We start from the raw sequence: 24,417 nt of genomic DNA on the forward strand, positions 1-24,417 counted from the left end.
GGCGGGGAGCTGGGTGCAGGATGCCCACCCCCGACCCCTCCCGCTTGCGGGAGGGGGGAAGAAAGGGGCGTTTCCCGCCCGCGGGAGAAAGAAGGCGCCTCCCGCCAGCCGCGAAAAATTGGGGCCTGTCCCTAGAAGCTATCGAGATCGTTGGCGATCGTTACAGGGCCCGCGTATTCGGCGCGGACGCCGGCCGTGACGCCTTCGACTTGCGCGGCGCTTGTGCTGCCGCCCGCGAAATGCGTGACGACCACGGCCTTGACCCCGGCATGCCTAGCCATCTTGCCGACGTCTGGCGGGGCGAGATGGTGCGTGGTCAGGTGCCGGACCAGATCCGCCTTCGCCTTTTCCGGCATGTTCGGCGAGTTGCGGGCGACCGTTGCCATCGTCGAATCAATGTCGATCATTTCACTCACGAGCAGGTCTGCCCCTGCCGCCAGCTTCTCGACGGCGGTGGACGGGCCGGTATCGCCGGTATAGGCAATGGATCGCCCGGGCAAATCGAACCGGAAGGAAAGCGACTTGAAGGATCTGTCTTCCTCGCTGCCGGGGGCGAAATCATAGTGGGTGTTCTGCACTGCGCGGACCACCATGTTGCCCACGCTGGCCCTGAACCCATCGCGCATTTCCACGACGGCGACTGTCCCTGCAGGATCGGGCCAGGGCTTGCCCGGTATTCCGTATCCCGCGCGAGCAGCGGGCCGCATCGAGGATATCATGCCCTCGACCATTTCGCGCGTTCCGGGCGGGCCGTAGATCGTCAGCTTCTGCGCAACCAGAGTCTGGTTGCGCAGCGCCAGAAGCGCGGAGAGGCCGCCCGTATGATCGGCGTGCAGATGGCTGAGGAACACCGCCTTGACGTTCGGCAATGCCAGGCCGGCCTTGGCCATCTGCTGCACGACGCCGTCGCCCGCATCGACGACATAGAGATCCTTCCCGTCGACGAGGGCGTTGGCCGGTTGAGAACGGCGGCCATCACCGACCGGCCCACCCATCGTGCCAAGCGTGATGAAGCGTAAGCCACTTTCAGATGACTCATGTGCTGCGAGCTGGGCGACTTCTCCGGACGTGACCAGAGCAATGGCGATGCCGGCGATGATGGCCAATCGCATCAGAAGGTGTATCCCATGCGGATGCCATAGGTTCTGGGCGGAGCAAGCGTCGCGACGGAGAAGTCGAGAATTGGCCTTGAACCGGACCGCACGATCACTTCTTCATCCTCGATGTTGTTGATGAAGCCGGTGAGCGTCCAGCGGCCACCATCGCCCTCGAGCGTGAGGTAGGCATCGGACATCATGAAGCCGCCTTGCCGTTCTTCCGGGCGATAGTTCGGATTGAGGAAGCGACCGGATTCGATCGAGGTCCGGCCACCGAGCAGCAGGCGCATGGAATCGGACAGGTCGAACCCGCGTTCGTATCCGAGGCCCAGCGACCACTTCGGCGCGTTTACGGCAGGTTTGCCCGAACAGTCGATATCATAGAAGCGCGCATTGTTGCCCGGGACGCCCGGGTTGGCGAGGCGGCTGCCCAGCGTGGTGCAGCCCGTGGCCACCGGCGCACCCGTGGGCGAGAAGTTGGCCGTGATGAGGCTGTTGTACTTGCCATTCAGGTACTGCAGATTGAGATCGAACCGGTCGTTGCGGCTGGGCTGGAAGCGCACTTCGGCCTCGAACCCGTAGATGCGGGATTTGCCAGCGTTCTCGGTGCGCGAACCCTGGGCGAAGATGTTGTTCGCCGTGCGCACGCCGCCTACGAAGGTGATCTGCTGGTTGGTGTAGTCCCAGTAGAACGCCTCGACATTCACCTGCAGCTTGTTGTCGAAGAAGCGGTTCTTGCTGCCCAGCGTATAGGCCGTGAGCGTTTCGGGAGCGAAGGTGTTTTCCGGTGGCGCGGCAACGAAGAAACCGCCGGATTTGAAGCCGGTCGAAACATCGGCATAGATAAGCGATGCAGGGCCCGCATCGAACTCGATGCCGGCTTTCCACGTGAACTTCTCGAAATCCAGCGCGCCGGTGAACGGCTCTCCCAGCGGCGGATTGACCGGTCCGGGCCGTCCGCCAGACACCGTGGCGGTCAACTGGTCCTTGGTTTCCTTGGTATAGCGCCCGCCGGCAACGAGCCGCAGCGCATCGGTGACCTTGTAGGTGAACTGGCCGAACGCGGCGAGGCTTTCCGTGTTGACGTTTGGCGTGAAGCGCGTGGTGGAAAGATCACCCTGGCGGAAGAAGTTCAGCGCGTTCTGGTCTTCCTTGAAATAGAAGCCACCCAGGACATAGTTGAGCGGGCCATCGTGATCCGACGCGAAGCGCGCTTCGAACGAGAACTGTTCAGCCTTTTCGGTGATTTCCCCGCGGAAGCCCGGGAGATAGGTGACGAAGTTGATGTCCGTCTTGCGCCAGGCCGGCTGGAGCGTGAGCTTGCCGAAGCCGAGGTCGCCCTCGATCGTCGCGCTCAGGCCATAGAACTTGTTGTCGAGGAAGCCGGTATCTGCCGGAAGATCGATGCAGCCGCTGGTCACGAACCCGCCGAAGCCGCCGCAGAACGGTGGCGCGAAAACGCCGGCGGCGAGGTTGCGGATCGCGGCCAGCGCGGCGGGGCTGGAAATGCCGACATGATCATTCAGGTCTGGCGCATTCAGCGTAGCACTCGGGAGCAGGACGCTGCCCCAACCCTTGCCATGCTGGTTGAAATAATCGCCGACCAACAGCACCGACCAGTCCGCCGACGGTTCGATCAGGAACGAGGCGCGCACACCTTCGCCCTTCTCGTCGTTGTAGCCGTCGGTAAGGAAACCATCACGGTCCACGACCTGCCCGGCGACGCGCAGGGCCGCGGAATCACCGATCGGAAGGTTGAGCGCGGCCGATGCCTTCTTGCTGTCGTAGTTTCCGTATTCGGCGCGCACTTCCCCGCCGAACTTGCCGAGATCGGGCTTGCGCGGGATGACGTTGATGGCGCCGCCAGTTGCGTTTCGGCCGTAAAGCGTGCCCTGCGGTCCCTTGACCACCTCGACGCGGGCGAGATCGTAGAACGCACCGGCAGGAGCCGATGGGCGCGCCACGTAGACACCATTGAAGTTGAAGGCGACGGCATTTTCCGAGAACGAGTTCTGCGAATTGGTGCCAACGCCGCGCAGGAAGAAGCTGGTGGTGCCGCCGGTCGGCGAAACGGCCAGGGCGGGCACGAGCTTCTGGAGATCGACCAGTTCGGTGATGCCGGCTTCGGCAATGTCTGCCCCGGTTACGGCGGTGACCGCGACGGCAGCTCGCTGCAAGCTTTCCTCACGGCGCTGTGCAGTGACGACGATATCGGTGATGCCCTGTTCTTCGTCTGAAACCTGTGCTTCCTGGGCGAGAAGCGGGCTGGCGGCGCACAGGGCGGCCAGCGACACGGTCCAGCGAATGACTGATTTGTTGCTCATTTTTGTCTCCCGTAGATCGACGGCTTGTGATTTGCGCAAACGAATGCATGAGGAGACTGGATTTGAAAAATAGATTATATTTGCACCTGGACATGCCCAAAATTTATGAATTGAGAGGTGGGCGAACCGGCGCTCGTGCTCAAGGAACGGCTGCTCCGTCCGGCAGAACGAGCACCTGCACCGCTTTCTCCGGGGCGAGATAGCGCCGGGCGATCATTTGCAGATCTGTCGCGGTGAGCTTTTCCAACCGGGCGCGCGCCGCCTTGGCGCGAATGAGGCGCTCGGGCTGAGTCTGGGCACGTTCGGCGAGCGCACTCCAGCCGCCGTTGGTCTTCAACGAATTGTCGATGCGTTCGAGCATGGGGGCCCGGGCGCGCTGCAGCACGTCTGCGTCGACCGGTGCGGCGATGAGGGAGCGTGCCGTTTCTTCCAATGCGGCGCGGGTGGCTGCGACGTCGGCGAGGTCTACCGAAGCGTTCATCGTGAACGTGCCGTAGCCGGTCCAGACGCGGCTGAGGGCCGAGGACGCGCCGGGACTGTATGCCTTGCCGAGGTTCTCGCGCACCGTATCGAGCACTTCGATCCCGGCGACTTCGGCAAGCAGCGAGAGCGCCATCGCTTCATCCGGGTCCCGGTCGTCGCGGGTGGGCCAGGTGTAGCGGACCACGGCCTGATTGGCCTCGCCGGTGTGGCGGATGATCTGGAGACCGCGCCTGGACGTGAAACCCCGCCGGCGTTCGGCGGTGTAGGCGCGGAAATCGGGTTCCCGCTTGGGCAGGGCGCCGAAAGTGCGGGCAACGGCGTCGACCGCCGCTGCTTCGTCGATGTCGCCCACGATCGAGATCTCGATCGCACCGCGGGAGAGCCGGTCGGATATTTCTTGCCTGAGCTTGCCATAGCCGAGCGCGGCGTAGGCCGATTGCGGTTGCAGCGTGAAGCGCGGGTCGTTGTCCGAAAGGATGCCGCCGATGGAGTTGGACAGGGCCGCGCCGGGGCTTGAGCGCAGGCGGGCGAAGAAGTTGGCGATGTTCTGGCGATACAGCACTTCGCCTTCGGGGCGGTAGCCGGGGTCGGTCAGCAGCGCGGCGAAGAGCTGCAGTTGCAGCGTCAGGTCGCGCGGGGTTGTGGTCGCATCGGCCGAGAAGGTATCGCCCGATGCGCTCAGGCCGAATGCGACCGAGCGCCCGGCGAGCAGGGTCTGGAGGTCGTCCTCGCTGTGCTTGCCGAGGCCTCCGCGGGCGAGGACGCCGGTCATTTCGGTGGCGAGGGGATCTTGCGGGGTGTCGAGCATTTCGCCGCCGTCGAGATTGAGGCGGACGGCTTCTTCCTTCAGTGCGGCCATGACGGTCTTCGGGGTGATCGTCGGCGCGAACTGGTTGAACCGGGCGAGGCCGGATTGCGGCGTCGTCGGCACCTGATCATCGCGGATCAGGGCGAGCGCGGCGGCGACCAGCGTGCCGTGGGAGCGGGTGTCGGCCCCGGCGGCGGCGTTCTCCAGCCCGGTGCGGATGCTGGCCAGTTGCTCGTCGATCTCAGGCTTAGTGAAGCCGGTGGCGAGGGCGCGCGCGTAGACACCGGCTGCGGTGGCGAGGCCTCGCTGCCAGCCGCCGTCAACGGTATCGACGATGACATTGGTGGTGCGGCCAATCCTGAACACCTCGCTCGTGCCGAAGCCCGCCCCTCGGAACGGCGGGTCGATGGCGCGGCTGAGGCGGGCGAGGCGGCGGTTGACGACGCCGTAGCCGATCTGGCGCAGCAGGTTGCGGCGGCGGTTGGCGATGGTGTCTGGCTCGTCGAGCCAGGCCCCGTGCCGCGATGCGGTGACGCGTTCGGACAGTGACGGATCGAGGTGGATGTCGACCCTGGCCTTCTGCTTCGGCTCGACCTTGCCCTGATCGGGGCGCGGGGTCTGCGCCTTGGCTTGCCAGTCGGCGAAGCGGGTGCGGATGGCCTGTTCGACCGCATCGGTATCGAAATCGCCCACCACGATCAGCGTGGTCTTCGACGGCACGTATTCGCGCGCCCAGAAGGCCTTGAGCGCATCGGCGGTGGCAGCGTTCAGTGTTTCGACCGTGCCGATGGGCAGGCGCCTGGGGTAGGTCGCTGCGGGGTAGAAGAAGGCGAGCTGGTCTTCGAGGTTGGTGCGGCTCCAGCCTTGCCCGTCACGCAGTTCGGACAGGACGACGCCGCGTTCGCGCACAACGGCTTGCGGATCGAAGGTCAGCTCGCTGGCGGTTTCTCGCATCAGCATCAGCGCGGTGTCGAGCAGCTTCGCATCGTTGCGTGGCAGGTCGAGCATATAGAGCGTCTGTTCGAACGAGGTCTGGGCGTTGGTGTCTGCTCCGAAGGACAGGCCGTTGCGCTCGAGCAGCTTGACCATCTCGCCTTCGGGCACGCGGGTCGAGCCGTTGAACGCCATGTGCTCGACGAAATGGGCAAACCCCCGCTCGGCCTCGCGCTCGTCGAGCGAGCCGGTGGCAATGTCCATGCGCACCTGCGCGGTGCCGGCGGGCGTGGCGTTGCGGCGGATGATGAAGCGCATGCCGTTGGGCAACTGGCCGTAGCGGTAGGCGGGGTCTGGCGGCAGGTCGCTCTGCTGGAAGGCCCAGGTGGGTTTGGGCGCGCTAACTACGCTTGCGGGCTGCGCGGCGCAGGCGGCGAGGGCGAGAACAGCGGCGAGGGGAAGCAGGCGGTGGAGGAACATTGCCTAGCGATGTGCCCGGTTGGGCGCGGGGGCGCAATGGGCTGTTAGGGATAGGGAAGTGCTCGCGTCCTTCGACAAGCTCAGGACGAGCGGGGTAGGGAAATTCGCCCGTCAAGCCAGACCCGCTCATGCTGAGCTTGTCGAAGCATCCGGTACTGCGCCAGCGTTCTTCGACAGGCTCAGGACGATCCTTCGACAAGCTCAGGATGAGCGGGGTTTAAGTGGCAGGTTGTAAAACGAGAGATTTTACCAAATCCGCTCATCCTGAGCCTGTCGAAGGATGCGGTCCGACGCTACGCTTTTCCAATGGCTTTCTACGCTTACCTGCTGCGCTGCCGGGATGGATCATTCTACGCTGGCCATACGGACGATCTGGAAATGCGGATCGCACAGCATCAGTCCGGCGTGATCGAAGGCTACACTTCGACCCGACGGCCAGTCACGTTGGTCTGGTGCGAGACGTTTCCGACCCGCGACGAGGCCTTTGCGGCAGAGCGCAAGATCAAAGGCTGGAGCCGGGCGAAGAAGGAGGCCCTGATTGCGGGCGATTGGGTGCGGGTAAGGCTGTTGGCACGCCATCGGCAGGGTGTTGGTAAAACGTGAGGTCAGCTGGCGTCCTTCGACAAGCTCAGGACGAGCGGGGTTTGGGAAAAGCGATAGAGGTCCCACAATCCGCTCATGCTGAGCCGGTCGAAGCATCTCACGCAGGTCCAGCATCCCTCGCCTTTCGGCAAGCTCAGGATGAGGGGGGTGAAAGGGGTGCTAACAAAAACCCCCTCCGTTGCCGAAGGGGGTCTTGTTTGTCAGCGCAGGGATTGAAGCTTACTTCTTCCCGCGGAGCTTGCGGTGGGCGCCGAGGTCGAAGACTTCGCTTGGGCCGCCGTCGTTCTCGAGCAGGCCGAGGCGGCGGGCGACTTCCTGGTAGGCTTCCTCTTCGCCGCCGAGGTCGCGGCGGAAGCGGTCCTTGTCGAGCTTTTCGCCGGTGGTCATGTCCCAGAGGCGACAACCGTCGGGGCTGATTTCGTCAGCGAGGATCACGCGGCTGTAGTCGCCGTCCCAGATGCGGCCGAATTCGAGCTTGAAATCGACGAGGCTGATGTTGATCGCCGCGAACATGCCGCAGAGGAAATCGTTCACGCGGATGGCCATCGAGGAGATGTCCTGCATTTCCTCGTTCGATGCCCAGCCGAAGCAGGCGATGTGCTCTTCGGCGATCATCGGATCGCCCAGCGCATCGTCCTTGTAGTAGTATTCGATCAGGGTGTGCGGCAGCGGTTCACCCTCTTCGATGCCGAGACGCTTTGAGATCGAGCCCGCGGCGATATTGCGCACGACCACTTCGATCGGGATGATCTCTGCCTGGCGCACGAGCTGTTCGCGCATGTTCAGGCGGCGGATGAAGTGGGTGGGAATGCCGATGTGGGCGAGGCGCGTGAACACGTACTCGCTGATGCGGTTGTTGATCACGCCCTTGCCGTTGATCGTGCCGCGCTTCTGCGCGTTGAAGGCGGTGGCATCATCCTTGAAGTACTGGATGATCGTGCCCGGTTCGGGGCCTTCGTAAAGGATCTTGGCCTTGCCTTCGTAGATCTGGCGGCGACGGGACATGATAACGTCTTCCTGCACGGCGCCGGGCAGCGGCCCGGCCAGAATACAAAACCCCGGCATCGCGTTGGAGGCGAATCCATCGCAAGCGCCGGGGCGTTCTTGCCGCCCATAGGCGAACACGCGCCAAAGTGCAATTCCGCGCACCCGTGCAATGGTGCCTTGCAGGGCGGAGCGCTGGAATGGTGCGACGGGGGGCGCTAGACCGGAGGGTGAAGGAGATTTTGCCGATGACAAGCCCTGCCGCCCGTACTGACGCGATTGCCCTGCTGGCCCGCTATTACGCCGCCTTCAATGCCGGCCATTGGGAGGGGATGCTCGAGTGCCTGAGCGACGATGTGGCGCACGATATCAACCAGGGCGAGCGGGTTGTCGGGAAGGCGGCGTTTGCCGAATTCCTGAGGCACATGGAGCGCTGCTACAAGGAGCGGCTGGAAGACATCGTTCTGATGGCCAGCGAGGACGGCACGCGGGCGGCTGCGGAGTTCGTGGTGCACGGGCAATATCTGGCGACCGACGAAGGACTGCCCGAGGCCAACGGGCAGACCTATGTGCTGCCGGCCGGGGCGTTCCTCGCGATCGAGGGCGGCAAGATCACGCGGCTGACCATGTACTACAACCTTGGCGACTGGACGAAGCAGGTCGTCGGGTAATGGGGATCGAGGTTCGGCCGCTGACCGGTAACGAGATCGCGGCGGCGCTGGACGATCTGGCGGCCTTGAGGATCACGGTCTTTGCGGCCTATCCCTATCTCTATGATGGTGATGCGGCCTACGAGGCGGAATACCTGACCGAATATGCCGCTGCGCCCGATGCGGTGCTGGTGGCAGCGTTCGATGGGGCGCGGATCGTCGGCGCGGCGACGGCGGCGCCGATGATGCACCAGAAGGCGGAGTTTCGCAGACCCTTCGAGGCACGGGGAATCGAGGTGGCGCGGCTGTTCTATTTCGGCGAAAGCGTGCTGCTGCCGGAGTATCGCGGGCACGGGATCGGTCACGCGTTCTTCGATCAGCGCGAGGCGCAGGCCGTGGCGTGCGGGGCGAATGCCGCGTGCTTTGCTGCCGTGGTGCGGGCTGACGACCATCCGGCCAAGCCGCAAGACTATTCGCCCCTCGATGCTTTCTGGGCGCGGCGCGGCTATACCGTGGTTCCGGACCTGACCACCGAGCTTGCGTGGAAGGAGCATGGTGGCGAGGCAGAGCGGGTCAACCTCATGCAATATTGGATGCGCCAATGGTAAGCTTCACCGTCGCCGCTGCGCAGTATCCGATTGACCAGTTGGGCAGCTGGGAGGCGTATGAGGCCAAGCTGACGCGGTGGGTGGAAGAGGCCGCAGCGCAGGGTGCCAAGCTCGCCGTGTTTCCCGAATATGGGGCGATGGAACTGGCGAGCCTTGATCCGGCGACGATGGGCGATCTGGCGGGGTCGATCGAGACGGTTTCGGCGCTGCTGCCGCGTGTCGATGCACTGCATGGCCAACTTGCGGCGCGAACCGGCCTACATATTCTTGCAGCCTCGGCACCGCGCAAGGATGCGGACGGGCGCTTTCGCAATGCCGCGCGGCTGTTTGCGCCGAATGGCAAGTCCTCGGTTCAGGACAAGCTGGTGATGACCCGGTTCGAGCGGGAGCAGTGGGACATAGCCGCCGGTGCCACGTTGCGGGTGTTCGATACGGCGCTGGGAAGGCTGGCGGTTTCGATCTGCTATGACAGCGAGTTTCCGTTGTTGGCGCGGGCCTGCGTGGAAGCAGGGGCAGAAGTGCTGCTGGTGCCTTCGTGCACGGATACGCTGCATGGCTACTGGCGCGTGCGGATCGGGGCGCAGGCCCGCGCGCTGGAGGGGCAATGCTATGCGGTGCATTCGCCGACCGTGGGCGAGGCGGCGTGGTCTCCTGCCGTTGACGAGAACCGGGGGGCAGCGGGCGTCTATGGCCCGCCGGATCGCGGGATGCCAGAAGATGGCGTGCTGGCGATGGGCGTGGAAGGGGCGCCGCAGTGGGTCTTTGCGGAGATCGATACGGCGTTGGTGGCCGAACTGCGCGCCGATGGCGGGGTGCTCAATGCGCGGCATTGGGGGGAGCAGCCGGGGGCAGTGGCCTTGCCGCCGGTGGAGGTCGTGGACTTGCGCTAGACGGGCGGCTATCACGCGGGTTCGTTACGAGGGAAACCATCCGCAATGTCGCTTGATGCCGCCGAGCAGGTTCACCGGCAGTTCCTTGATGCACTGGAAAACGGCACGGCGCGCAGGCGCTCGAACCTCGGGCTGAAGGACGTGGGGCTGGCGCCGGAGCGGGCGGCAGCGCTGTTCCGTTCGCAGGCGCTGTCGCGCCAGCTCGACCGGATGAGCCGCAAGCTGCAGGCGCGGGGCGAGGGGTTCTATACGATCGGCTCCTCGGGCCACGAGGGCAATGCGGTGCTGGCCGAAGTGCTGCGCATCGACGACATGGCGTTCCTTCATTATCGCGACGCTGCGTTCCAGATCCACCGCGCCCACCGCGTGCCGGGCGAGAACCCGGCGTGGGACATGCTGCTGAGCTTTGCCGCGAGTGCCGAGGACCCGATCTCCGGCGGGCGGCACAAGGTGCTGGGATCGAAGCGCCTGTTCATCCCGCCGCAGACTTCGACCATTGCCAGCCATTTGCCCAAGGCGGTGGGAGCCGCGTTCTCCATCGGCATCGCGCGGCGCATGGGCTGGAGCGATACGGTTCTGTCGAAGGACGGCGTGGTGTTGTGCAGCTTTGGCGATGCCAGCGCCAATCATTCGACCGCGCTGGGCGCGATCAATACCGCGTGCTGGGCGGCATTCCAGGGTACGCCTATGCCGATCATCTTCCTGTGCGAAGACAATGGCATCGGCATTTCCACGCGGACGCCGCCAGGGTGGATCGAGGCGAACTTCTCGGGGCGGGCAGGGCTGCACTACATCGGGTGTGATGGCTCGGACCTTGTCGACACGATGCGTGCGGCGCGCGAGGCCGAACTGATGGCGCGGCGGCAGAGGAAGCCGGTGTTCCTGCACATGAAGACGGTGCGGCTTTACGGCCATGCCGGGAACGACGTGCAGCTTTCCTATCGCACGAAGGAAGAAGTGCGGGCCGAGGAAGAGCGCGATCCACTGCTGGCGAGCGCGGCGCTGCTGATCGAGGAAGGCGTGATGACCGCGCCAGAGGTCCGCGCGGTCTATGACGAGATCGAGGCGACGCTGGAGCGCCAGGTCGAGCTGGCGATCCGGCGGCCCAAGCTGCCGGATGCGGCGGCGGTGATGGCCAGCATCGTGCCGCCGAAGCGCGAAGGTGTGGAGAGGCCGCTGGCCCCGCCGCAGGACCGTGCTGCGCTTTTTGCCGACGATGCCGCCGCGATGGACAAGCCGCAGCATATGGCAAAGCTGATCAGCTGGGCGATGGCGGACCTGCTGTTGCAGTATCCCAACGCGATCGTCTGCGGAGAGGATGTGGGGCCGAAGGGCGGGGTCTATGCCGCCACGCAGAAGCTGCATGCGCGGTTCGGCTCGGCGCGGGTGATCAATACCTTGCTGGATGAGCAGGCGATCCTCGGGCTGGCGATTGGCGCGGCGCATAATGGTCTGCTGCCGATGCCGGAGATCCAGTTCCTCGCTTATGTCCACAATGCCGAGGACCAGATCCGGGGTGAGGCGGCGACGCTGTCGTTCTTCTCGAACGGGCAGTACACCAACCCGATGGTCGTGCGGATCGCCGGGCTGCCATACCAGAAGGGCTTTGGCGGGCACTTCCACAACGACAATTCGCTGGCCGTCTTCCGCGACATTCCGGGGGTGGTGCTGGCGGTGCCGTCCAATGGGCGCGATGCGGTGGCAATGCTGCGTGAATGCGTGCGGCTGGCGCACGAGGAAGGTCGCGTCGTCGTCTTCGTGGAGCCGATCGCGCTCTACATGACGCGGGACTTGCACGAGCCGGGGGATGGCTTGTGGGCGAGCGTCTATCAGCCGCCGGGTGAGGGCGCGATTGCCTTCGGGCAGATCGGTGTCGCGGGCGAGGGCACCGCTGTCGCCATCGTGACTTACGGCAACGGATTCTATCTTTCGCTGCAGGCGCGCAAGTTGCTGGCCGAGCAGGGCGTGGACGTGCGCGTGATCGACTTGCGCTGGTTGGGGCCGGTGAACGAAGATGCCGTGATCGAGGCTGTCGCGCCCTGTTCGCGCGTGCTGGTGGTGGACGAATGCCGCATCACCGGTGGGCAGAACGAGGCGCTGATGGCGCTTCTGGCCGAGCGCGCGCCGGGCAAGGCAATTGCACGCATGGCTGCGAAGGACAGCTTCATCCCGCTGGCGCGCGCGGCGACGCATACCCTGCCGAGCCGGGACGGGATCGTGGCCAAGGTGCTGGAGATGGTGCGTGGCTAAGGAAACCGTCCTTGTCGTCTGCCCCGGGCGTGGCACCTACAATGCCCCGGAACTGGGCTATCTGGGGCGGCATCATGCCGGGTCGGAATGGTTGGCGCGGTTCGATGCGATGCGGATCGAGGCGGGCAAGGAGGCCTTGTCGGCACTGGATGGGGCGGCGAAGTTCACGCCTGCGCACTTGCGGGGGGACAATGCGGCGCCGCTGATCCACGCCTGTGCCTGGCTGGATTTTCTCGAGATCGACCGCGAGCGGTTCGAGATTGTCGCGGTGACCGGCAATTCGATGGGCTGGTACACGGCGCTGGCCTGTGCCGGGGCGGTTTCGCCCGAGCATGGCTTTGCCATTGCCGATGGCATGGGGATCAATTCGCAGCGCCATGAGCCGGGTGGACAGTCGGTGCTGGTGCTGGCGGGGGAGGATTGGACGGTCGATCCTGCACTGCAGGCCGAGGTTGAAGCGGCAATGGCGCGGCACGGCGTGCTGCCCTCGATCCGGCTGGGGGGAATGCTGGTTGTCTCGGGGCCGGTTGCGGCGCTCGATGCGTTCGAGAAGGACTTGCCGCCGCTTTCGCGCCCGCCGATGCGGCTCGCTGGGCATGGGCCGTTCCACACGCCGCTAATGCAGCAGAGCAGCGATGCGGCGCGGGCGCAGTTTCCGGCGGACTGGTTCGATCAGCCGCAGGTGCCGCTGATCGACGGGCGAGGGAAGGTGTGGCGGCGGTTCGAAAGTGCCCGCGAGGCGCTGTGGGACTATACTTTCGGGCACCAGATCCTGGCCCCCTACGACTTCACCGCTGCGATGACCGTGGGCATTCGCGAATTCGCGCCCGACCGGGTCGCTCTGCTAGGACCGGGGGAGACGCTGGGCGGGGCTATCGGGCAGGTGCTGATTGCTCGAAAATGGTTGGACATCGCGTCACGAAGCATGTTCACTGCGTGGCAGGGAGAGGATCCGTTCCTGATTGGCCTGGGGAGACCCAGCCAGCGGAGTATCGTGATCCCGTGAGCCAACCGTCAATACTGTTCGTCTGCCTTGGAAACATCTGCCGCTCGCCTCTCGCCGAGGCGGCCTTGCGCGCGCAATCGGTGGCAGCGGGCGTGGCGATGACCATCGATTCGGCAGGGACCGGTGACTGGCATGTCGGCCGACCGCCCGATCCCCGGGCGCAGGAAACCGCGCGGAAGCACGGCCTCGATATCTCAAGCTACCGCGCACGGCAGGTCACGACGGAAGACTTCCACCGCTTCGGCCACATCTTCGCGCTCGACCAGCAGAACCTCAAGGACCTGCGCCGGATCGAGCCTTCGCGCCACATTGCCGAAGTTGGGCTGTTGATGGACCTGGTGCCTGGCCGCAAGGGCACGGCGGTGATCGACCCCTACTATGGCGACGAGGACGATTTCGAGCAGGCCTGGGCCGACGTCAGCGCAGCGGCGGAGCGGCTGGTGAAGCGCTACTTGCGCTGAGGGTCAGGCGCCCAAGGCTGCCGTGATCCGCGCTTCGGCAGCGGAGGCTTCCTCAATCAGCGCCCGCAGCACGCTTGCCGTGTCCTGCATCAGCCTTTCGGAAATGGGCTTTTCTCCGGTGACGAAACGCCGGATCGCGCGCTCGTCGATGCCGAGCCGGCGGCTGGCAGCGGTCGTGCCGCCAAGCACCTGAATGCAGTGAGCGAAATGCTCGGACAGTTCGGTTTCGGTGAATCGGGCGCTCATTCTGTCTCCTCTGTCCGATTGAAATGGCAGGCGTTGGTCCTCTGCCCTATAGGCCCTGAGATGAACATTGAAACGAGCCTTGAGACGGAACTTGAAACCGAATCTGGCGAAGTCGGCGCATCGCTGACCAGACCGCAACGCCGTTTGCTGCGGCGGATCTACAACGGGCGGGCCGTGCCGATCGTGGTGGATGGCAAGCCGTTCCTGACGTTCAAGGAGGCCAGCCGCTATCTTCTCACGCTTTCGCCGGAAGCGCGCGAAGCGGCCTATCTGGAAATGCGCGGGCAGGCCAAGTAGCGCGACCTATATTCTGAATCTGCCCAACCCCGCAAATGTTGAGCCTGTCGAAGCATCTGGCACCGTGCGCATGTCCTTCGACAGGCTCAGGACGAGCGGGATCGGAGCAAAGGCCCTTCCCAGTGCGCTCATGCTGAGCTTGTCGAAGCATCCGGCGTTGTGCTTGTGTCCTTCGACAGGCTCAGGACGAGCGGAGGAGGGGGCAGTGTTCCGGTTGTGCCGAACTTTTCTGTGTTCAGGCAACTACCAGCTTCACGCCGGCGTCCTGCAGGGTTTTTGCCATTTCCGGCGTTATGCCGCTGTCGGTGATCACGGTGTCGATCTCGTCCAGACCGCAGACGATGGTGCCTGACTGGCTGCGGAACTTGCTGCTGTCGACGAGGAGGATCACTTCCTCGGCACGGTCGATCAGGCGACGTTCGGCGGCGACCAGCACCGGGTCTGCCTGCATCGCGCCCTGCGGTCCGATGGCGGCGGCACCCATGAACAGCCGCGGGGCGTGGAAGCGTGGCATCGATTCCTCGCCGGCGGGGGCAAGGATGATGTTCTGTTCGCGAAACACTGCGCCCGATGGCAGGAGGATGCGCGTGCCTGCCTGCGGGAGCAGTGCGTTGACGATGTGCAGCGAGTTGGTCAGCACCTGCAGTCCGAGACCGTCGAGATGGGGGCACATCTGCAGCGTGGTGGTGCCGCCATCGATCATCACGCCTTCGCTTGGGCTGCACAGCGCCGCTGCAGCCTTGCCGATTGCCTGCTTTGGGCCGAGGTTCTGGGTAATGTTCTGATCGAACGAGGTGCCGAGAAGGCGCGGCCCACCGGCATCTTCGGTTTCGGGAAGCTTGGCTCCACCGTGGACGCGGACGATCTGGCCGGACTCCTCGAGCCGTGTCAGGTCACGCCGGATCGTCGCGGGCGAGGCATCGAGCAGGACTTCGAGATCGCGATAGCTGACAAAGCCGGTTGGCCGCAGCGCCTCGAAGATGCGTCTTTCCCGTTCTGCCGCGTGCATGGTGCCCCATCGTCCCTAACTTGGCGCTTATGCACTCGCCTGCAGCATGTTGCCAGCGCCGATCACGATGGTCGAGCCGACGAGGAGGCCGATACCGGTCCACACCAGCGCGCGGGTGCGGGGCGATGCGCCCTTCCATTCCTTGAGCGCGAAGCCCCAGAGGGTGGAGAAGAGGATGATCGAGGCCATGTGCAGCGTCCACGAGGAGAAGCCGTATTCGCCCATCTGGCTCTCGCCCATCGTGTAGAAGAAGAATTGGCCGTACCACAGCGTGCCGCCCAAGGCGGCCAGCAGCCAGTTGGCCAGCAGGTTGGGACGTTCGCCCGGGTGTGCCTCTGGCGAGGCTGCGCCGAAGAACTGGCCAAGGCTGCGGTTCTTCGCGATCAGCCAGGCGCACCACAGCGCGTTGGTGGTGAGGCCACCGGCGAGGACGACGCAGAGTACCGGGAGACCCTGGGAAAGCGGATCTGTGCCTGCGGCCAGCGTCAGGTCACGGATCGGCTGGCCCGCTGCAAGGCCCCAGGCAAAACAGCCGGACATCACGCCCGAGAAGGTCGCGATCAGCAAGCCCTTGCGAAGGTTGAATTCGGCCACGCCCTCAGACGCTGCGCCGCCAAGGTCGGCTTCCTTGGCATTGCCGGCGCGGGCCACGACGACGATGCCCGCCAGCGTGATCAGGATGCCAAGGAGCGTCAGCTTGCCGCTGGTCGTTGCTGCAATGGCGCCCAGCGTGCCGTCAAAGATCGGCGGCCCCATCGTGCCGATCACGGTGGTCAGCCCCAAGGCCACGGCCATGCCAAGCGAAAGGCCGAGATAGCGCATGGTCAGGCCGAAGGTCAGCCCGCCGAAGCCCCACATTGCCCCCCAGAACCAGCACCACATCAGCGTTTCGCGCGGCGTTGCCGAGAGCACTCCGATGAGGTCGTTCGTCTGGATCGAGGCGAACAGCCACGGCGCGATCGCCCAGGAGAACAGGCCGCCTGCCAGCCAGAACACCTCCCACGACCACAGCCTGATGCGCTTGTACGGCACATAGAAGCTGGCCGAGGAGAAGCCCCCGATCCAGTGAAAGATTACGCCCAGCAGCGGGTTCGCGCCCATCGATTCCTGTCCCTTGTTCTTATGGCTTCACGAGGATCGAGCTGTCGATCTCGCTGATGCTTTTCACGCCAGTCAGCGTCATGGCGACGCGCATTTCGGCCTCGATCAGGCGGAGCATGTGCTCGACGCCCTGTTGTCCGTTGGCAGCAAGCGCGAAGACCCAGGCGCGGCCGAGCAGCACGCCCTTTGCGCCAAGCGCGAGCAGGCGCACCACGTCGAGCCCCGAGCGCACGCCGCCATCGGCTAGCACGGTCAGCCGGTCGCCCACGGCCTCGGCAATGGCAGGCAGGGCGCGTGCTGTGGACGGCACGCCATCCAATTGGCGGCCGCCGTGGTTGGAAACGACGATGCCATCGGCGCCGAGTTTTGCCGCTTCAACCGCGTCCTCGGCATCGAGCAGGCCCTTTATGACCAGCGGCCCCTTCCATTCGGAGCGGATGAAATCGAGGTCCTTCCACGAGATCGAACTGTCGAAGTTCTCGCGCATCCACGCGAAGAAGTCCTCGATCCCGGTCTTGCCCTCAAGCTTGCGGATCACGTTGCCGAGGCCATGCGGGCGGCCCATCACGCCCACATCCCACGCCCAGGCAGGCTTCACTGCGCCCTGCAGGGTGCGGCGGATGGCGCCGGTCAGCCCGGAGGCACCGGCCAGGCCCGAGTGATAGTCGCGATAGCGGCTCCCCGGCACCGGCATGTCGACGGTGAACACCAGCGTCGAGCAATTCAGCTCCACCGCTTCCTGCAGCAATTCGCGCATGAAGCCGCGGTCACGGGTCATGTAGAGCTGGAACCAGAAGGGCCTGGCTGCCGCCTTGGCCACCTCGGCGAGCGAGCAGGCCGAGACGGTGGAGAGGGTGAAAGGGATGCCAGCCGTTTCGGCTGCGCGCACTGCCTGGCATTCGCCGCGCCGCGCGTTCATCCCGGCAAGGCCGATGGGGGCGAGGGCGACAGGCAGAGCAAGCTTCTGGCCGAACAGTTCGGTCGACAGGTCAAGCCCCGAAACGTCGCGAAGCACGCGCTGGCGCAGGGCGATATCGCGCAGGTCCTCGACATTCCGCCTGAGCGTCGTCTCGCTGAAGGAGCCGCCGTCGATGTATTCGAACAGGAAGTGGGGCAGGCGGCGGCGGGCGAGTTCGCGGAAGTCCGATATGGAGGCGGCGATCATGCGGCGGTTCTCTCGGGCGCGGCGTCGATCTCGGCGTGCCAGCGGTTGCGATAGGTGTCGACGTCACCATCGAGCGGTTCGACACGGACGAGTTCGCCGCGCGGGGTGAGCGTGGGATCGATCAGGCGCAGCGCGCCGAACGAGACGTCGTTATGGGCGTTGGCGGTATAGATGGCGGTGTCGGGGCGAAGGGCGGCAAGCGCGCGCACGAAGACCTCGGCCTCGGCAAAGCGGCCTTCGACGAGCAGACGTTCTGACGAGCCGATCAGGTCCAGCGAGGTGTCTGCGACCAGCGCGGCATAGAGACAGGCGGCGGCGCGGCGCTCGTACCAGGCCTCCGGGCGGTTGACCCAGCCGAAGGTGCCCTGCGGATAGGGGCCGAAACCGCGCATCAGGGTGGGCAGGACCATGCGGGAGGCGCGCAGAACTTCCGGGACGGCGGCGAGCAGTGCTGGCTGGTCGGGCTTGATATCGACGCGGCGGGTATCGATCTCGATCAGCGTCTCGATCTCGCGACCGCCCATGAAGCGCGCCGAGGGGACGGGGCGGCCATGCACGTCTATGTTGACGAGGCAGTCGCGGCCCTCGGGCAGGCTCGCCGTATCGACAGGCGTTGCGGGCAAACGCATACCGATGAACCAGGTGCCGGTGGACAGCACGGTGGCCTCATGATCGGCAATCTCGGCAAAGCCGCGCGCGGCGAGCAGGGCGGCGTTGGAATCGTGCAGGCCGGCGAGCACGCGGACGTGGGGCGAGAGGCCCGTCTGCGCCGCAATCTCGGGGCGGATATTGCCGACGGTATCGCCGGCGCGGGCGAGCGGGGCAAAGCGCTCCGCCCAGCCGAGGCGTCTGGCCATGGGCGAGAAGTCAGCCTCCTGCGGGCACCACAAGTCTGAATGGCAGCCAAGGCTGGTCACTTCGCTCAACGCATTGCCGGTGAGGAACCACGCCCAGTATTGCGCCCAGGGCAGCAACGTGGCGCGGGCCATCGCCTCGGGCGCCAGGCGCTCCATCCACCACAGCTGGCTGCCGAAGTTCAGGCCATCGGGCAGAGCGGGGGAGCCGGTCATGCCAAAGGCATCGCGCTGGGCGCGGTATTCGGCCATGATCTCGGGCGGCAGGGCCTGCTCGTAATCGAATGGCGGGAATGCCATCGCACCATCGACCAGCGCGACCACGCCCGCGCCGTGGCCGACCGGCACGATCGTCTCCACCGGGGCATGGGCGTAGCGAGCCAGCGTCTCGATCAGCCACTTGCCGGTTGCGGGCGCATCAAGCCGACGGATCCCGCCCATTTCCAGCGGCACGTTGGGGCGCACCTGACGGTCGAGCATCGTCCCGCCCGCGTCCCACAGGCTGACCTTGCTCAGCGTCTTGCCGAGATCGATGACGATGGTTGCGCCTGATGGCACTGCGCTCTCCCGCAGACTTTTCAATAAACGATCAATAGCAATCAAATATGATCGTTTCCAGCAAAAACTCAGAAGACCGCGTGATCGCCGCGATCGACGCTGGCACGGCCATCCAGCACGGCGCGATAATGGTCGAACAGGGTGTCGCTGCCCGTCGATGGGGTGGCATCGGCATCGTAGCGGCCCGTTGCCGGATCGAGCATCAGCATCGATTCGCTGGCATAGTACCGCCCGATCCGCGCCAGTTCCGCTTTGGTCGCCAGGCTCGGAATGACCTTGCCAGCGAGGCCGAGGATCCCGGCAATCGTGTCGAGCAGCCCCAGCGGCACCGAGCGGAAGCGCGGCTCCTTTCCGAGCATCGCAAACAGCGCTTCGCCCTGCTGACGCGGAGTCAGCGCAGGGCCGGGGCCACCGATCGGCAGCACGCGGTTCCAGCGCTCCTCATGCTCGAGGCACTCGGCAATGTAGGCTGCAAGATCGCCGTCGCTGATCGGCTTGCAGGCGGTCAATTCGCCGTTGCCGAAGACGAGAAACGGTTTTCCGGCCTTGACCCGCTCGATCTGTCCGGAGAGCGATTTGAAGAAGGCGGTCGGGCGGACGATCGAATAGCGGATGCCGGATGCGACAAGCGCAGCCTCGAACGCCAGCTTGGCATGCTGGAACGCCAGCAGCGGCTTCTGCATGCAGATGGCCGAAAGCAGCACGAAGTGCCCAATGCCAGCCTCCTTCGCGGCATCGAGCAGGTTGAGGTTGGCCCGGTGGTCCACCGCCCAGGCATCGCCCGGCACTCCGGTGCGCGAAGCGATGCACGAGATGACCGCATCGAACCGACCTTCACCGAAGGTGCGCCCCAAGACGTTTGTGTCTGACAGGTCGGCGAGGACGACTTGCGCAATCGCTGCCAGACCGTCATCCGGCCGTCGCGTAAGGCAACTGACCACATGCCCGCGCTTCGCCAGATTGCGAACTACCGCACGCCCGATTGTCCCCGTCCCCCCAGCCACGCAGACCCGCATCGCTTCCTCCCGGCCCACCAACGAACAGGCCTCAGGCGGGAACAGTCAAGCAGATCGCAAAGGCGATCAAGCGGCGATGTGAAGATCGGTGAAAATGGTGCCCGGGGACGGATTCGAACCGCCGACACGCGGATTTTCAATCCGCTGCTCTACCAACTGAGCTACCCGGGCATCGTCCTTTGCCGCGTCCTGTGAAGGACCTGCAGGCGATGGGAAGCGCGCCTATGGCGAAGCGGCGCGGGCTTGGCAAGCCCCATCGCGCGAAAATTTTGGAGAGGGCTAGTCTTCGTGATCCTCGTCGGCCGGTCGTCCCGGGAGCGCGTATCCGCCTTCCAGCCACTGCACCAGATCGCGGTCCTTGCAGCGGGTCGAACAGAACGGGGTGTGGGCTTCGCTGCGGGGCTTGCCGCAGATCGGGCAGCGCTTCTGGGTGGGCCGGGCGGCAGGCGTATTCATAGCGGCACGCCTTGGGCAAATCCGCCGGAAAGGGCAAGGGCCGGGTCTTCCTTGCGGCGGATCGTGCGGCCGGTCCGACTGGCCAGTTCCGTCTCCCATGCGGGGAGAATCGCGGCAAGCACGCGCGGATGGGCAGTCAGCAACAGTGCGCCGGGCTCGCTGACGCGCTCGGCGTTGCGCAGAAGTGCACGGGCAGCGGCAGCGACCGGAAAGCGCGTGTATCGCGCCACGAGCGAGGCGCGTTCAAGCCGCGACACCAGATGCACGAAACCGAAGCCGTTCATCGCGGTGCGCTCGCCCTGCCAGTCGATCAATGCGTCTCCCAACGCCTTGTCGACGTGTTGGCGGTCCTTCTTTTCGTGCAGCGTCGGGAAATCGATGCCGACCGATCCGCCGATATCAAGCCGGTGCAGCGCATCGGCTATGACATCGACCGCGGACAGCGCGAGCTTCAGCGGCGGAAGCGTGCCATCGATATCGATAAGTGTCATTGCCGGGGTCGGGCTGACGATGATCGAGCCGCCCGCGAATGCGATCTCGCCCGTGACGGCCTGTTCAGCGAGTTCGTCCCAGCCATTGTCCGCAAAGGCACGGCCCGTGATGGCGACCGATTTGACCGAAGCGCCGGTCGCTTCGAGTTCTTCGCGCAAGCTTGGTGCTGGGCGAGGATCCTCGCCAGGGGCGGGACGGACGACAGGGAGCTTGGTGCGGCCGCGTTCGGCGATGGCGGCGCGGGTTACACGCACGGTCAGGCTTACGCCTTCGGTAGCCTCGCGCGGGAGCTGGTCGACCATTGCTTCGGCGCCGTCATCGAAGCGCACGACACCGCGCCGGCTGCCGGCGTGGCGGGTGACGAGGCGGGCCTGCGCGACCAGACCGGGACGCACCTTCTCTCCCCAGCAGACGCGGGCAGAGAGTATGCGACCGCCCGAAACCAGAATCGCGCGTTCTTCGCCGATCCCTGCTTCATGGAGCCAGTCAGCAGACATCGATGCCCGCGGCCCGCAGAACCTTGCGTGTTTCGAACAGGGGCAGGCCGATTACGCCGGAATGGCTGCCCGAAAGCCAGTCGCAGAATCCTTCGGCACTGCCCTGGATGGCATAGCCCCCGGCCTTGCCGTGCCATTCTCCGCCAGCGATGTAGCTTTCCATTTCCTCGTCCGAGAGGCGCTTGAAGCGCACGATCGTCTCGGACAGGGCTTCGCGCAAGGCTCCGTCGGGGGTAATCACCGCGATGGCAGAAAATACCCGATGGCGACGGCCCGAGAGCAGGGCGAGGCACTGGCGTGCGGTTGCCTCGTCTTCCGCCTTGGGCAGGATGCGCGCTCCGGCGCCAACGACGGTATCGCCCGCAAGGATCACGCAATCCGGGGCAAGTGCGGCAGCGGCGCGGGCCTTTTCGGCAGCAAGCCGCGACGCATGGGCGCGGGGACGTTCGCCCCTGTGCGGCGTCTCGTCGATGTCGGTGGCCACGACGCGCGAAGGCGTCACGCCGATGCGCCGCAGCAGTTCAAGCCGGCGCGGGCTGGCCGATGCCAGAACCAGTTGGTGGGGTGATGACGCGGGCGAAAGCTCGCCCGTCATCAAAAGCCGCCGGGACCGCCGCGACCGGGCATGAAGCGGTAGGTGATGCGACCTTTGGTCAGATCATAGGGGGTGAGTTCGACCAGCACTTCATCGCCCACCAGCACGCGGATGCGGTTCTTGCGCATCTTGCCGGCGGTGTGGCCGAGAATTTCATGGTCGTTTTCGAGGCGGACGCGGAACATCGCGTTGGGCAGGAGTTCCACCACCTGTCCGCGCATTTCGAGGAGTTCTTCTTTCGCCATCGGCGGGCTCGGATGCCTTTGTATAGAGGTATGCAAAACGGAACGCGCAGGTCATCGGAAATGATCCGCGCGCAGAGGAATTGCGCGGCCCATAGCCTTGCCGGGCGAAAAAGGGAAGAGGCGCGCTGGAAGTGACCAGCTTTGGTTCAGGTTTCGCTGCCGATGTAACCACGCATGCTGCAGTGCGACAAACTGATACGAAATGCGCGTTGCCGATGAGGGACCCTCTCGCCAGTTGCTTCGTTGAAAGCGCCGATGCTCAGCCAGCGGGCACAAATTCAAGGAATTGCACACGTGAGACTTCATGCCGCTTCTTCGCTGGCAGCCATTGCAATTTGCCTGTCGGCATCCGGCACCGCCACGGCGCAGGAGGTCGTGGCAGGCACAGAGGAGGTGCCGCAGGATCCAGGTCAGGACCTCGATGGCGATGCCGTCGTTGCCGAGGAAGGTCAGATCCTTGTGGTCGCCACGCGCATCAAGGGGCAGGTCGATACTGCGCAGCCGCCAATTGCGGTTCTGGATGAAGAGGCCATTGCCTCGTATGGCACAGGCTCGCTGCAGGAACTGCTTGCGGCCCTCTCGCCGCAGACTTCGTCAGGACGCGGACGTGGCGACGGGATGCCGGTGGTGCTGCTGAACGGCATGCGAATTTCGGGCTTCCGCGAGATGCGAGGCCTGCCACCGGAGGCGATCCGGCGCGTCGAGGTGCTGCCCGAGGAGGTGGCGCTCAAATTCGGATACCGGCCCGACCAGAGGGTGGTGAACTTCATCCTCAAGGACAATTTCAGCGCCTATGGCTCTGACAGTGAACTGCGCCTGCCGAGTGGCGGTGGTTTCACCGAGTGGGAGCAGGAACTATCGCTGACAAAGATAACCGGTGGCAATCGCATCAACATAACTGGCAAGATCGAAGACACGAGCCCCTTGACCGAGGCTGAGCGGGGCATCGTGCAGACCGCTACGTCAGGCATGCGGGTGGCGGACGATCCCGATCCTGCAGCTTACAGAACGCTGATCGGGGATTCGAAGTCGGCGCAGCTAAATGCAACTCTGGCAAGGGCACTTGGCGGCGGAGCAGGGCTGAGTGTCAACCTTCTCGCGCAGCGCGACGATTCGCGAACGCTCAATGGCCTCAATGCCATCACGCTGACCGATGGCACCGCCAGCTATGCCCGGACCACGCTCTATCCCGATCCGATCACCACCCGACGCCGGACGACGACCTGGCAAGCAGGTGCTGCGCTCAACAAGCCGCTCGGCAACTGGAACCTCGCGGTGACGGCCGATGGCGGCCACGTCGAGACGAAAAGCACGATCGATCGCAGTGCGGACCTGTCCGCACTGCAGGCACTGGTGACCTCTGGCGAACTGTCGGCAAGTGGCAGCTTGCCAACCAGCGCTATCGTGACGGGTGCTGCCGACCAGGCGCTGTCGAAGACCGATTCGTTCACCGGTCTTGCCACGCTGAGCGGGCGAATGATGCGCTTGCCGGCCGGTGAGGCCGCGCTGACCGTGAAGGCCGGGTTTGATTACGCAGGGATTGAGAGCAGCGATACGAGGACGACCGCGGGCCAAGTGAACCTGAAGCGCGGCGATGCGCAGGCAGGGTTCAGTTTTGACCTGCCGATCACCAGTCGCAAGGAAGGGTTTGGTGCGGGCATTGGCGACATTTCGCTTAACGCGAATGCCGAAGTGCACCGGCTTTCGGACTTCGGCACACTCTATAACTGGGGCGGCGGGCTGACCTACAGTCCCACGGAAAAGCTGACCCTGCAGGCCAGTTATGTCGCCGCCGACAAGGCGCCGAGCCTGACTGAACTGGGCGGCCCTTCGATCCTCACCGAGAACGTTTCGATCTACGACTTTTCGCGCGGTGAGACGGTCCTGGCCCGGGTGATATCCGGCGGCAATCCCAATCTCGTGAAGGAGCGCCAGCGCGACTGGAAATTCGGATTCAACTGGACGCTGCCGTTCCTCAAGGATTCGACCTTCGTCGCTGAATACTTCCGCAACCGGTCGACCAATACAACGAACGATTTTCCTCTGCTGACGTCTGAGGTGGAAGCAGCGTTTCCGGGACGTGTCATTCGCGATGCGTCGGGGCGGATCGTGTCAGTGGACCAGAGCCCGGTCACTTTTGCCGAAGAGAAAGGTTCGCGCCTGCGCTATGGCCTCAACCTATCGGGCAATTTCGGCAAGCCTGACCCGACCATGCAACGTGGGCCAATGGCCGGCCTGCGGTCGGGCGGGGCCGGTCCGGGTGGGCCTGGTGCCGGTGGTCCGCCCGCTGGCGCGCCTCCGGCCGGGGC

General features: G+C 64.9%; 23 protein-coding genes and 1 tRNA gene. 9 read left to right on the forward strand and 15 right to left on the reverse strand.

The window, feature by feature from the left end:
* Positions 1 to 131: 131 nt before the first annotated feature.
* The 3 genes from AX703_RS07845 to AX703_RS07855 all read right to left on the reverse strand — a co-directional run bounded on the left by AX703_RS07845 (position 132) and on the right by AX703_RS07855 (position 6,125).
* Positions 132 to 1,112 carry an MBL fold metallo-hydrolase gene (locus tag AX703_RS07845; RefSeq protein ID WP_082734480.1) on the reverse strand — a complete coding sequence of 327 codons (981 nt, stop codon included), beginning with the start codon at positions 1,110 to 1,112 and terminating at the stop codon, positions 132 to 134.
* On the reverse strand, positions 1,112 to 3,421 hold the full coding sequence (locus AX703_RS07850; protein WP_062343532.1) for a TonB-dependent receptor: 2,310 nt from the start codon (positions 3,419 to 3,421) through the stop codon (positions 1,112 to 1,114). The genes AX703_RS07845 and AX703_RS07850 overlap by 1 nt, the downstream gene beginning before the upstream one ends.
* Positions 3,422 to 3,560: 139 nt before the next feature.
* Positions 3,561 to 6,125, reverse strand: a complete 2,565-nt coding sequence (locus AX703_RS07855) for a pitrilysin family protein (protein WP_062343533.1) — start codon at positions 6,123 to 6,125, stop codon at positions 3,561 to 3,563.
* Positions 6,126 to 6,431: 306 nt separating this feature from the next.
* Between AX703_RS07855 and AX703_RS07860 the strand changes: the two genes are divergently transcribed.
* Entirely contained in the window at positions 6,432 to 6,728 is a 297-nt protein-coding gene (locus tag AX703_RS07860; RefSeq protein WP_062343534.1) for a GIY-YIG nuclease family protein, read from the forward strand.
* A gap of 219 nt (positions 6,729 to 6,947) precedes the next feature.
* On the opposite strand, the gene purC is transcribed toward AX703_RS07860, so the two are convergent.
* A complete protein-coding gene (gene purC / locus AX703_RS07865) occupies positions 6,948 to 7,733 on the reverse strand; it encodes a phosphoribosylaminoimidazolesuccinocarboxamide synthase (protein WP_039332937.1) in 786 nt (261 codons plus the stop codon).
* A gap of 227 nt (positions 7,734 to 7,960) precedes the next feature.
* Between purC and AX703_RS07870 the strand changes: the two genes are divergently transcribed.
* Genes AX703_RS07870 through AX703_RS07895 form a run of 6 tightly spaced genes read left to right on the forward strand, consistent with a single transcriptional unit; the run spans position 7,961 to position 13,577 of the window.
* The gene (locus AX703_RS07870) at positions 7,961 to 8,383 is read left to right on the forward strand and encodes a ketosteroid isomerase-related protein (RefSeq protein ID WP_052242162.1); all 423 of its coding nucleotides are present in this window, start codon (positions 7,961 to 7,963) and stop codon (positions 8,381 to 8,383) included.
* Positions 8,383 to 8,970, forward strand: a complete 588-nt coding sequence (locus tag AX703_RS07875; RefSeq protein ID WP_062343535.1) for a GNAT family N-acetyltransferase — start codon at positions 8,383 to 8,385, stop codon at positions 8,968 to 8,970. Before AX703_RS07870 ends, AX703_RS07875 begins: the two co-directional genes overlap by 1 nt.
* Complete coding sequence (locus tag AX703_RS07880; protein ID WP_062343536.1) at positions 8,964 to 9,860, forward strand: carbon-nitrogen hydrolase family protein; 897 nt, start codon at positions 8,964 to 8,966, stop codon at positions 9,858 to 9,860. Before AX703_RS07875 ends, AX703_RS07880 begins: the two co-directional genes overlap by 7 nt.
* A 45-nt stretch (positions 9,861 to 9,905) precedes the next feature.
* The gene (locus AX703_RS07885; RefSeq protein ID WP_062343537.1) at positions 9,906 to 12,110 is read left to right on the forward strand and encodes an alpha-ketoacid dehydrogenase subunit alpha/beta; all 2,205 of its coding nucleotides are present in this window, start codon (positions 9,906 to 9,908) and stop codon (positions 12,108 to 12,110) included.
* Complete coding sequence (locus AX703_RS07890) at positions 12,103 to 13,116, forward strand: hypothetical protein (protein WP_062343538.1); 1,014 nt, start codon at positions 12,103 to 12,105, stop codon at positions 13,114 to 13,116. The genes AX703_RS07885 and AX703_RS07890 overlap by 8 nt, the downstream gene beginning before the upstream one ends.
* Positions 13,113 to 13,577: a low molecular weight protein-tyrosine-phosphatase gene (locus AX703_RS07895; protein WP_039332848.1), complete on the forward strand. Its 465-nt coding sequence runs from the start codon at positions 13,113 to 13,115 to the stop codon at positions 13,575 to 13,577. Before AX703_RS07890 ends, AX703_RS07895 begins: the two co-directional genes overlap by 4 nt.
* Before the next feature lie 3 nt (positions 13,578 to 13,580).
* On the opposite strand, the gene AX703_RS07900 is transcribed toward AX703_RS07895, so the two are convergent.
* Positions 13,581 to 13,823 (reverse strand): hypothetical protein, encoded by a 243-nt coding sequence (locus AX703_RS07900; protein ID WP_062343539.1) that lies wholly within the window; start codon positions 13,821 to 13,823, stop codon positions 13,581 to 13,583.
* Positions 13,824 to 13,883: 60 nt separating this feature from the next.
* On the opposite strand from AX703_RS07900, the gene AX703_RS07905 reads away from it, so the two are divergent.
* Positions 13,884 to 14,120 (forward strand): hypothetical protein, encoded by a 237-nt coding sequence (locus AX703_RS07905; protein WP_062343540.1) that lies wholly within the window; start codon positions 13,884 to 13,886, stop codon positions 14,118 to 14,120.
* 235 nt (positions 14,121 to 14,355) lie between these two features.
* On the opposite strand, the gene AX703_RS07910 is transcribed toward AX703_RS07905, so the two are convergent.
* The 10 genes from AX703_RS07910 to infA form a co-directional block, all read right to left on the reverse strand.
* Positions 14,356 to 15,129: a DeoR/GlpR family DNA-binding transcription regulator gene (locus AX703_RS07910; RefSeq protein WP_062343541.1), complete on the reverse strand. Its 774-nt coding sequence runs from the start codon at positions 15,127 to 15,129 to the stop codon at positions 14,356 to 14,358.
* A 27-nt stretch (positions 15,130 to 15,156) separates the two neighbouring features.
* A complete protein-coding gene (gene rhaT / locus AX703_RS07915; RefSeq protein ID WP_062343542.1) occupies positions 15,157 to 16,230 on the reverse strand; it encodes an L-rhamnose/proton symporter RhaT in 1,074 nt (357 codons plus the stop codon).
* Between the two features lie 19 nt (positions 16,231 to 16,249).
* The gene (lldD, locus tag AX703_RS07920) at positions 16,250 to 17,395 is read right to left on the reverse strand and encodes an FMN-dependent L-lactate dehydrogenase LldD (protein WP_062343543.1); all 1,146 of its coding nucleotides are present in this window, start codon (positions 17,393 to 17,395) and stop codon (positions 16,250 to 16,252) included.
* A complete protein-coding gene (locus tag AX703_RS07925; RefSeq protein WP_062343544.1) occupies positions 17,392 to 18,807 on the reverse strand; it encodes an FGGY-family carbohydrate kinase in 1,416 nt (471 codons plus the stop codon). The genes lldD and AX703_RS07925 overlap by 4 nt, the downstream gene beginning before the upstream one ends.
* Before the next feature lie 68 nt (positions 18,808 to 18,875).
* Positions 18,876 to 19,823, reverse strand: a complete 948-nt coding sequence (locus AX703_RS07930) for an NAD(P)H-binding protein (protein WP_062343549.1) — start codon at positions 19,821 to 19,823, stop codon at positions 18,876 to 18,878.
* A 95-nt stretch (positions 19,824 to 19,918) separates the two neighbouring features.
* Positions 19,919 to 19,994: transfer RNA gene (locus AX703_RS07935), tRNA-Phe, on the reverse strand.
* A gap of 108 nt (positions 19,995 to 20,102) precedes the next feature.
* Positions 20,103 to 20,279: a DNA gyrase inhibitor YacG gene (yacG, locus tag AX703_RS07940; protein WP_062343545.1), complete on the reverse strand. Its 177-nt coding sequence runs from the start codon at positions 20,277 to 20,279 to the stop codon at positions 20,103 to 20,105.
* The gene (locus AX703_RS07945; protein ID WP_062343546.1) at positions 20,276 to 21,268 is read right to left on the reverse strand and encodes a ribonuclease E/G; all 993 of its coding nucleotides are present in this window, start codon (positions 21,266 to 21,268) and stop codon (positions 20,276 to 20,278) included. Before AX703_RS07945 ends, yacG begins: the two co-directional genes overlap by 4 nt.
* Positions 21,258 to 21,863, reverse strand: a complete 606-nt coding sequence (locus AX703_RS07950; protein ID WP_062343547.1) for a nucleoside triphosphate pyrophosphatase — start codon at positions 21,861 to 21,863, stop codon at positions 21,258 to 21,260. Before AX703_RS07950 ends, AX703_RS07945 begins: the two co-directional genes overlap by 11 nt.
* On the reverse strand, positions 21,863 to 22,108 hold the full coding sequence (gene infA / locus AX703_RS07955; RefSeq protein ID WP_039338683.1) for a translation initiation factor IF-1: 246 nt from the start codon (positions 22,106 to 22,108) through the stop codon (positions 21,863 to 21,865). Before infA ends, AX703_RS07950 begins: the two co-directional genes overlap by 1 nt.
* A 294-nt stretch (positions 22,109 to 22,402) precedes the next feature.
* Between infA and AX703_RS07960 the strand changes: the two genes are divergently transcribed.
* Positions 22,403 to 24,417: TonB-dependent receptor domain-containing protein (locus AX703_RS07960; RefSeq protein WP_231735451.1), on the forward strand; the 2,015-nt coding region annotated here is incomplete at its 3' end.

The sequence above is a fragment of the Novosphingobium sp. CCH12-A3 genome, assembly GCF_001556015.1.
Lineage (GTDB): Bacteria > Pseudomonadota > Alphaproteobacteria > Sphingomonadales > Sphingomonadaceae > Novosphingobium > Novosphingobium subterraneum.